Source organism: Enterobacter hormaechei ATCC 49162, from assembly GCF_001875655.1.
Taxonomy (GTDB): Bacteria; Pseudomonadota; Gammaproteobacteria; order Enterobacterales; family Enterobacteriaceae; genus Enterobacter; species Enterobacter hormaechei.
Genome location: NZ_MKEQ01000004.1, coordinates 19,182 through 28,735 on the forward strand (window position 1 = coordinate 19,182; position 9,554 = coordinate 28,735).

The window sequence follows — 9,554 nt, forward strand, 5'->3', positions numbered from 1 at the left end:
TGAAAGAGCTTGATCAGTCCGTTGCCGATCTGGACAGCAAACTGGAAGACACCAGCGGTCGGCTTGAACAGGCCCAGAACGACCTCAAAAATGAAGTCTCTGGCACGCTGGACAAGGTCAACGACGCGCTGCAAACAGGTTGAGGACTCTAATGCGGCTCTGGTTGAGTTGCAGGAGACCGTTTCCGAGCAGGGCAAAGCCGTTGCAGGTGCTGTGGAAGCGGCACACGCTGCGCTCGACAATGCCTCCGCGCTGATTGCTGAAGAGCGTGAAGCCCGTGTCGAAGGCGATAAGGCAAATGCCAAACAGATTGAGGCAATGAAATCCTCCGTCGATGACAGCGTTGCCGCCGTCGAAGAGATGAAAAAGACCGTTGCCGAAGTCGAACGCGCCAGCGCGGAAGTATCGACCAATATCGAGGCTCTGGCCAAAACCAATATTGACCTCGCTCTGCGTCAGGATGAAGACCAGCACAAGCAAATGGTCAATAACGCGAAGATCGCCACCACTCAGAAGACGTTTGCCGACGATATGTCTGCAATGGCCTCAAAAGTGGAAGAGATCCGCGCAGAAATTGGTGAGGATATCCGGGCATCGATTCTGGAAGAGACAACGGCTCGCGTAGAGGCAGATAAGGCTATTGCGACGCATATCTCCAAGCTGGAAGCCCAGCTCAACGACGATATTTCAGCGGCCATCGTTGCTGAACAAGAGGCGCGTGCGACTGCGGATGAAGCGCTTTCTCGTCAGATCACCACGTTGCAGGCGAAAGTTGAAGGGGATATCAGCGCGGCACTCACTGAAGAACAGATTGCCCGAGCCACAGCGGATGAGGCGCTATCGAAGCAAATCACCCAACTGAAGGCCCAGACTGGTGAGGATATCAAAGCCGCCGTTGCGGAAGAGACCCAGGCTAGAACCGATGCAGATGGTGCTCTGGCTTCGCAGATCAGCTCGCTGAAGGCTCAGACGGCAGAGGACATCAAGGCCGCTGTCGACACGGAGACGAAAGCGCGTACAGATGCCGACTCTGCTCTGGCCGGGCAGATCACCAATCTTCAGGCTCAGACCGGCAAAGATATCAACGCTGCTATCACATCCGAAGCCACCGCGCGTGCAAATGCTGACGGTGCTCTCGGTAAGAGAATTGATACAGTTAAGGCTGAAGTTGATGGTAACTCGGCTCTCATCCAGGAGCAGGCGAAGGCAATTGCTGATACCGATAAGAAGGTTTCTGCTGCCTGGACGCTGAAGATGGAAACGTCTACCAGTGGCGGCCAGAAGTACGTTGCAGGTATCGCGCTGGGTATCGACAGCACCGGTCTATCGCAGTTTTTGGTTCAGGCAGACCGTTTTGGTCTGGTCAACTCCGTAAACGGGAAGATCACCACGCCTTTTGTCATCGAAAACAGCGTGGCGTATATGAACGGCGCTTATATCAAAGACGGCACAATCACTAACGCCAAAATTGGTAACGTCATTCAGTCGAACGATTACGCCGCTGGCAGTAAAGGCTGGATTATCCCCAAAAATGGTAGTCCTGAGTTTAATAACGGTACGTTCCGGGGAAGCATCACTGCGAACTCCGGCTCGCTGAATAACGTTACCATCGCACAGAACTGCCAGATTCTGGGGAAACTGCACGCCAACCAGATTGATGGCGATATCGTTAAAGCCTACATGGTTAATGGCAGCAGTATCTATCTTGCGCCTCAGACGTTCGCTCGTGTGATCTACGTTTCCGGTGGGTACTACTATTACGCTCCATCGGAGAATACCAACACCTATTCATGGTCAAGGATTACTGAATATACGGTAAATGGTGTCAAGCAGCAGATGTATGGCAAACGAGACAACTCAGAAAACCAGTCCGGCATGTTCGGCTATTACAACTTGCCTGCTGGCCAGTCTGCAACTGTCGATGTTTATACCTGGCACGAGCAGCGTAAATACAATCACCGTGTTAACGAGCCTTATCTCGTTCTGGTGTTTAAGGCTTAAAAATGGAGAAGGATATTATGGAAGAAACCCCCGTCATCTCTGCTGTAAGGAATGCAGTGCGCAATCTTAGTGGCGGGATCTCCTGTGAGATTCAGTTTGATGGGCTTGTTATGGAGGATGGTGTAACGCCTCTGTTTTTGCCATACACATTGGCAGAGACTGACACGTCACCTTTGGCAAAGAAGATACTTGAGGCGCTGGGGTCTGAAGCCAGTGGCGGTATCGCACCGTACCCTGATCAGGACGAGTACATTGAACGGTTGAAAGTCGAGAAGCTGGCAGAAATTAACGACTGGCGTATTCGTCAGGAAAGTTTCACCGTCTATTTCGAATGGAACGGCCACCGCTGGGACGCGAATGACATTTCCAAAGAGCGGCTGGATATCTCGCTAAAAGCTGCGGCAGGCGGTCTTCCGGACAATTTCTTCTGGACAGATGCGGACAATAACGATGTTCCGGTAACGCTGGAGCAACTGAAGGAGCTAGAGATGCGAATGACGCAGACGCTATTCGACCGCAAGTTCAGCATTCACGAACACCAGAGGGTGATGAAAAAAGACATTCTGGAGATGAGCGACCCTGAGCTAATCAAAAATTATCAGGTCGGATGGGAGGATGGTTCTGCTCGACGGTAGACATCCATCTTTACATCGGTAAAAATAAGTATGTACTTACTTATGGCGGGCATGGATGCCCGTCTTTTCAAGGAGAGAATATGTGGTACAGGGAAGGTACTATCACATTTACACAGGGAAGTGACGCACTTTCTGGCACTGGCACGTACTGGAATGTGACCGCCAACGGCGTTCTGCCGGGCATGATCGTCATCGGCCCTGACAACAAATTGTACGAAATTAAGCGCGTAATCAGCGACACAAGCCTGATTCTCGCGGAGCCGTACACGGGCGAGACCCAGACGGACGTTCCGTGCCGCATCATCACAACCTATGAAGGCGACTTAACGCAGTTCAGCGCACGCTTTACCGCGCTCATGACCCGAATGTCAGCCGACTCGAAGACGATGCGCAGCTGGTTGACGGCAGTTGATGAGGTAACGCTTGAGCGTGAAGACGGTACGGAAGTGACCGTGAAGTCGCTGACGCAGATCGTCAATGAGCATAACGCAAACCAGAAATGGTATACGGATAACGCCGACGTTATCAATGCCGCTGGCGACAAGGCCAGGGAAGCTGCTGCCAGTGCCGCGGCCGCTGCGGAAAGCGCCAATACAGCGTCTACCAAAGCCACCGAAGCAAGCCAGAGTGCTGCCGCAGCTGCTGCATCAGAAAACGCTGCCGGTGCAAGCGCTTCCGCCGCAAAAACGTCTGAAACCAATGCTGAGAGCTTCAAGGTAGATGCTGCTGCGTCTGCCGCGACAGCGTCTACCAAAGCGACTGAAGCGGGAGAATCAGCCACGAGTGCCGCGGCATCCAAAGATGCGGCGAAAGCATCTGAAACTCAGGCTGCGACCAGCGCGTCCGAAGCCTCTGCTTCGGCGTCTGCCTCGTCTGACTCTGCTGCTGCTGCCAAAACCTCTGAAACCAATGCCTCTGCCTCAGAGCAGGCCGCCGCTGGCAGTGCAGCTGATGCGCTGGCCTCAAAAAATGCGGCTAAGGAATCAGAAACCCATGCTGCTTCGAGCGCCGGTGAGTCGGCGGCAAGTGCTGCGGCTGCCAAAACGTCAGAAACCAACGCCGACGCATCACAGAAGGCTGCTGCTGCCAGCGAGTCAGCTGCCGCATCCAGCGCGAACGCCGCTTCCGAAAGCGCCACCGCTGCAGGTGAGTCTGCTGACGCCGCTTTAGCGAGTCAAAACGCGGCTGCGTCCAGCGAAGAGAAGGCAAAAACTTCGGAGACCAATGCAAAGGCGTCCGAGACAGCTGCATCGGAGAGCGCAACGGCTGCCGAAGCATCAAAAGCGGCTGCCCAGAACTCAGAAGCCCACGCAGGGGAAAGTGCCGCTGCCGCAGCTGGCAGTGCTGATGCTGCGAGCAAATCAGCTACTGCGGCTGCCGATTCGGCCACAACTGCAACAGAGAAGGCCAACGTTGCCAGTGAACAGGCGACAGCTTCTGAGGCATCTGCCGCAGCCGCCAAAACCTCTGAAACCAACGCGAAGTCTGCTGAGACCGCCGCTGAAGGATCTGCAACAGCTGCTGCCAAATCCGCAGGTGAGGCTGCTGCTTCCGCAACGACTGCGACCGAAGCGATGGCAGTGGCTGAAGCTAAAGCCAAAGAAGCCTCTGATTCTGCTGCTCTGGCATCCACGAAAGCAACTGAGGCGACCGATGCGGCTGCCGGGGCGAAAACTTCTGAACTGAATGCCAAAGAATCAGAAACGAAGGCTTATGAGTACGCCCAGAACGCCCAGGCCAGTGTTGCCAGTGTGAAATGGAAAGGGACTTCGGCTGAAATGGACATGGCTACCGACGCGCCGAAGTGGGTGAAAGTGTCCACGGCACGTATGCCACAGTCGACCAGCACCGTATACATCGAAGTGATCGGCGGGGCAGGGTACGAAGCCGGGCAGCCAGCGCTTGCTGCAATGGCCGATATCGTGCTGCGAACTGCTGCAGGCGATCCGAAATCGGTGAATGCGGTCGCTTATCGCACTATGGATTCGGCTGTGCTGTCTGTAGCTACCGTGAACACGGCTGATGATAACTACGACATTTACATCAAAGCTGGCGCTGGCTCTCAGAAGCTGGTCGTCAACCTGCAATCTGCCGGTGCTGTGGTCGAAACTCTGGAAGTACTGGAGGTTGTGGATACGCTGCCTGAAGACGCTGTAGAGGGGACTGTCTACCATCGCGTCATTTCTGATCAGGATGGCTCCATTACCGGTTCGCTGGTGGGTAACGCAAGTACCGCTACCGTGCTTCAAACCGCTCGTTATATCGGTGGGGTGAGATTTGACGGTTCGACTGATATCAACCTGCCAGGTGTGAATATTCAGGGTGATCAGAACACCACTGGTAATGCCGCTACTGCAACCAAACTGCAAACACCGCGGACAATCAACAGCGTAATGTTCGATGGCTCTGCCAACATTACTATCCCGACGTTGGTTTCCCGCGGGCGAGTTAATGCGCTGGCTTCGAACACTCAAGGGGCCATGCCTGGCATTCAGATGTATGAAGCCTATAACAATAGCTATCCAACGGCTTACGGCAACGTTATTCACTTGAAAGGTGCTTATGCGTCTGGTGAGGGTGAACTTTTAGTTGGTTGGAGTGGAACAAGCGGTGCTCATGCCCCGGTATATGTGCGATCTCGACGTGATGCCGGTGACGCAAACTGGTCTGGTTGGGCACAGGTTTACACCACAGCACACAAACCCACAGCGAAAGACGTTGGGGCCGCGCAAGCATTTAGCGCGTCGTACAGCACAGGGGCTGGTAATTGGACTACCGCTGAATTTATCGCATGGCTGAAGGCGCGTGGTGCTTTCGAAGTGCCGTACTGGATGATGAAGGGTTCCTGGTCATATGCCGACAATAAAATTATCACTGATACAGGTGTCGGCAATATCTGCCTTGCTGGTGCGGTTATCGAGGTTTTAGGTACCGAAGGCGCAATGACCATCCGAGTTACTACGCCTACAACGACTACCGGTGGTGGGATTGCCTGTGCTCAGTTCACCTATATTAATCACGGTAGCGCGTATGCCCCTGCCTGGCGCAGAGATTACAACACTGCTCTCAAACCCACTGCGGCTGATGTCGGTGCGTTACCGATTTCTGGCGGAACAATGACTGGTGTGCTGACGCTGCAAAATGTGAGTCAGCCCCTCAAGACGCAAGGTGGAGGCATTCTGGCAAATGATGGAAATTTATACATTAATAAGTCGGGATTTGCAGGCTGGATTGATGCGCTATTTATGAAAAACAGCGGCGGTACGATGTCCGGACAGCTTAAGATCCGCTCTACGGATGGGTTACGCATTTACGATGCGGCATACGGGATGATTTTTCGCCGTTCCGAAAATAATTTTTACCTTATCCCGACAGCAAAAGACCAGGGAGAAAATGGTGATATAGGTTCGCTTCGTCCATTTTATGTAGATCTCACTAATGGCAGAGTAACAATGGGCAATGGTGCTGTTGTTAACGGTGGTCTTGGGCTGGGTGTGGTCAATGGTCTTGGCGGTAATTCCATTGTTCTGGGTGACAATGACACCGGCTTTAAACAGAACGGAGATGGCATTCTGGATGTTTACGCCAATAGCGCCCATGTTTTTAGGTTCGTTAATAGCACGCTGCAAAGCCTTAAGCCGTTGAGTGTAACGGGTGACATCACGTCAAGTGCGTGGGTTTACGCCAACCGTTTTTCCATCAACAGCGGCTCTGGCGCGTGGATAGATATGCGTAACCAGAACGTCATCTTCGGGAGGAACGCTGTAAGTACAAGCTCTGCACAAGCGTTGTTGAGACAAGACCACGCGGATCGCAAATTCTTCTTGGGTGGCTTGGGAAACAGTCAGTTTGGTTTTTACATGATCAACAACTCACGTACCGCAAACGGCACGGATGCGAACGCATACCTCCAGAATGATGGTACTTGGGTTTGTGGCGGTAATGGCAGCTTTAATGACGTTTATATCCGCTCTGACCGTCGTAGCAAACGCAATATTCGCAAGATTGAACGAGCGCTCGACAAGCTGGATCGGATCGAAGGTGTTCTGTACGAGATTCAGGTCTGTGACCGGTATGAGCAGTCTGGCGGCCTCATCGCTCAGGACGTCCAGAATGTTCAGCCTGAACTGGTAACGGTTGACCATAACGATCAGTCAGGAGAGCCTCGTCTGCGTCTTAACTACAACGGCGTTATCGGCATGTTGGTCGAGGCTGTCAAAGAGCTGCGCGAGGAAGTGCGCGAACTGAAGGCAAAAATGTAATCAAGGTGAATGGTGAGGGGCCACCCTCACCAATTCAGGATATTCACATCAAAAAGGAGATTAGATGTGCCAATTGTCGGTGTTCCCGGTTGGATTGGGTCTTCGGCTGTCAGTGTGACAGGCCAGAGATGGATGAGTGCAGCTCGAACGGCGGTGCAATTGTCTGCTGCTGGGAATATGTCTCAGTTAGCAGGTCGTTCTAAGGAAATTCATTACAGCATCGGTGCGAATCATAACTACAACAAAGACACACTGATCAACTATTTAAAATCCCAGGGGGCGACGCCAGTCGTTGTTACCATTACAGGGGATCTGGTGTCGTCCAGCAGCGGCGTGCCATGTTTAGATTTCCCGAGTTCGCTTACCAACTCTTATATCAGCCTGGTAATCAACGCAGGTGTAACTGTCTATGGTCGTGGGGGTAATGGTGGCGTTAAAGGTGGCGGTGCTGCCGGTGGCACTGCTATTAACAACGGGATTGGGACTCGTTTAAGAATAACCAATAACGGCGCTATTGCCGGTGGCGGTGGTGGTGGCGGCGGTAACTCAGCCGATGGTGGTATGGGTGGTGGCGGTCGCCCGTTTGGTGTTGCAAACACTACAAGGCCGCCAGCTTCAACTTCGCGTGCGGCAACTTCTGGCACTCTAACCGCTCCCGGGATTGGTGCTCAATATTTGATCGGCTCTACCGCTGTTCAATACACATGCGGCAGTGGAGGTAATGTGGGGGCTGCTGGTGCGGCTGCTACTGGACGATTGGGGACAATGTACGGAGGGGGCGCGGCGGGTAAGGCTGTCACGGGGAACGCGCCTACATGGACTAAAGTCGGTGCAATTTATGGTGCTCGTGTGTAAGTACTTACCTACCATGTAAGGGTGATTTGTGGTATAAAACAGCCATCCCGATTTGACGATTCATGGAGGAAATAATGTCGAACGAGATGGCAGGCGTAACGCCAGAGCAGGTAGAGCGCATTGCCGCTATCGTTGCGCGTGAAGTTGTCGGCAAATTAGGTAAGGAGTTACGTGAGGAAATTGGCCAGGAGGTCAACGACCAGCTCAAAACCTACTTTGGCGATATGACGCCTTCGCAACACAGCATTCAGCACTCCAACCTGGACAAACTACTTAATCGGCTAGACGCCATCTCCAGCGGGTTCTTTGGCGGCATTATCTCAAAGATAACGTCGTTCCTGATTACCGCGCTGCTGCTGGGTCTGGCCGCTTATGGCGTGAAGAATGGACTGCAATAACAGGAGATCAAGGATGAAAACTCCGAGAGGCATTCGTAATAACAACCCTGGCAACCTCGACAAAGGTTCGCCGTGGCAGGGGTTAATTGACAACCCTGCCGAACCGCGTTTCTGCACGTTCAAAGATCCCGTATGGGGGATTCGGGCGCTGGCAGTAACGCTCATTACCTACCACGACAAGCGCCGCGCGAAGGATGGCTCCAGCATCGATACGATCCGCGAAGTCATCGAACGCTGGGCGCCTCCGCATGAAAACAACACCGTAGCTTACGTGAACGAGGTATCTAAAGCCGTTGGCGTGACCCCGGACATGATTATCGATCTGCACGACTACGACACTCTGCGTCCGCTGGTGGAGGCGATTATCCGTCATGAAAATGGCCGTGGCCCGCTCAAAACGCCGAACACCTGGTATGCGGCAGAAGTTATTGAGGAAGGTCTGCGTCGCGCTGGTGTCGTTAAGCCGGTGAAAACCGTGAAGGCTGTTCCTGTAACCAAAGAAACTGCCGGTGCGACCGTTACGGCGGGAATTGGTCTGGCACAGCTGGCCGACGTCATGCCACAGGTCTCTGCGGCAATGGACAAGGCGCAGGGACACATCACCAGTGGTGATACGGTTCGGATCATCTTCGGTATCGCGACCATTGTGGTGGCTGGCTTTATCGCCTGGTCACAGGTGCGAAAACACCAGAACGGGATGGTCTGATATGACCGGCAGCCTATTTTCAAAGCTGAAGTTTGCTCTGATGACTCTGGCTGCCGTTCTTTTCGTGCTTGTCGGTGCTTATACGATGGGAGGTCGTGCGGCCCGGCAAGCAATCGAAGAGAAGGCCAGACAGGAGGACAGGAAAAGGCTTCAAAGCACAGTGGACGTCAAAAATGAGACACTTAATGAAGTGCGGCGGAAAGATGCTTCTGCTGTTCATCGCGAGCTGCATGATAAGTGGCTGCGTGATTAAGACACAGACTTCCGGCGTGCTGTTCTGCGATGCAGCAAACCCTATTTATGTCAGTAACGACGACTTTATGACCGAAGAGACGGAACGCGAGATCCTCTTCCATAACACGATGGGAGAGCGATTGTGCAACTGGCAGGACAGACAAGCCTTGAATTAAAACAGCCCCTCAATCGAGGGGCTTCTTTATTTTCCACCAAACAACTTCTCAATGCCTTTTGTGGGATAGAACAGCGAATTGGCGTTATCACCCGTAAGAGGGGTAAAGCCTAACTGCTTATAAAACCGCATCGCATTCTCATTTTTGGCGTCAACAAACAAAGCGTAGATCCCAACGGCCAGGGAAGCCCGGTATACCACTTTCATCGCATGTGCCACCAGCGTTTCCCCATACCCTTGTCGCTGGATACTTTTGTCTATTGCCAGACGACGAGCGTAACGCTTGGG

At 53.1% G+C, this 9,554-nt stretch carries 7 protein-coding genes and 2 pseudogenes; 8 read left to right on the forward strand and 1 reads right to left on the reverse strand.

Annotation, left to right across the window (positions count from 1 at the left end; translation table 11 throughout):
- The 8 genes and pseudogenes from BH712_RS23665 to BH712_RS24960 form a co-directional block, all read left to right on the forward strand.
- Positions 1-2,001, forward strand: a pseudogene (locus BH712_RS23665) (phage tail tip fiber protein); the annotation flags it as partial.
- A gap of 2 nt (positions 2,002-2,003) precedes the next feature.
- On the forward strand, positions 2,004-2,636 hold the full coding sequence (locus BH712_RS23670; RefSeq protein ID WP_006812504.1) for a DUF4376 domain-containing protein: 633 nt from the start codon (positions 2,004-2,006) through the stop codon (positions 2,634-2,636).
- An 80-nt stretch (positions 2,637-2,716) separates the two neighbouring features.
- Positions 2,717-6,898: a tail fiber domain-containing protein gene (locus BH712_RS23675; protein ID WP_006812503.1), complete on the forward strand. Its 4,182-nt coding sequence runs from the start codon at positions 2,717-2,719 to the stop codon at positions 6,896-6,898.
- Between the two features lie 66 nt (positions 6,899-6,964).
- Entirely contained in the window at positions 6,965-7,753 is a 789-nt protein-coding gene (locus tag BH712_RS23680; RefSeq protein WP_032655902.1) for a receptor-recognizing protein, read from the forward strand.
- A gap of 74 nt (positions 7,754-7,827) precedes the next feature.
- A complete protein-coding gene (locus BH712_RS23685) occupies positions 7,828-8,151 on the forward strand; it encodes a hypothetical protein (protein ID WP_000064173.1) in 324 nt (107 codons plus the stop codon).
- A gap of 13 nt (positions 8,152-8,164) precedes the next feature.
- Positions 8,165-8,857 (forward strand): membrane protein, encoded by a 693-nt coding sequence (locus BH712_RS23690; RefSeq protein ID WP_006812500.1) that lies wholly within the window; start codon positions 8,165-8,167, stop codon positions 8,855-8,857.
- A gap of 1 nt (position 8,858) precedes the next feature.
- A complete protein-coding gene (locus tag BH712_RS24955) occupies positions 8,859-9,110 on the forward strand; it encodes a hypothetical protein (protein ID WP_000147960.1) in 252 nt (83 codons plus the stop codon).
- Positions 9,103-9,267, forward strand: coding sequence for a hypothetical protein (locus tag BH712_RS24960; RefSeq protein WP_006812499.1), 165 nt, complete (start codon positions 9,103-9,105; stop codon positions 9,265-9,267). The genes BH712_RS24955 and BH712_RS24960 overlap by 8 nt, the downstream gene beginning before the upstream one ends.
- A 26-nt stretch (positions 9,268-9,293) precedes the next feature.
- Here the strand turns inward: BH712_RS24960 and BH712_RS23705 are convergent.
- Positions 9,294-9,554: pseudogene (locus tag BH712_RS23705) on the reverse strand (GNAT family N-acetyltransferase); the annotation flags it as partial.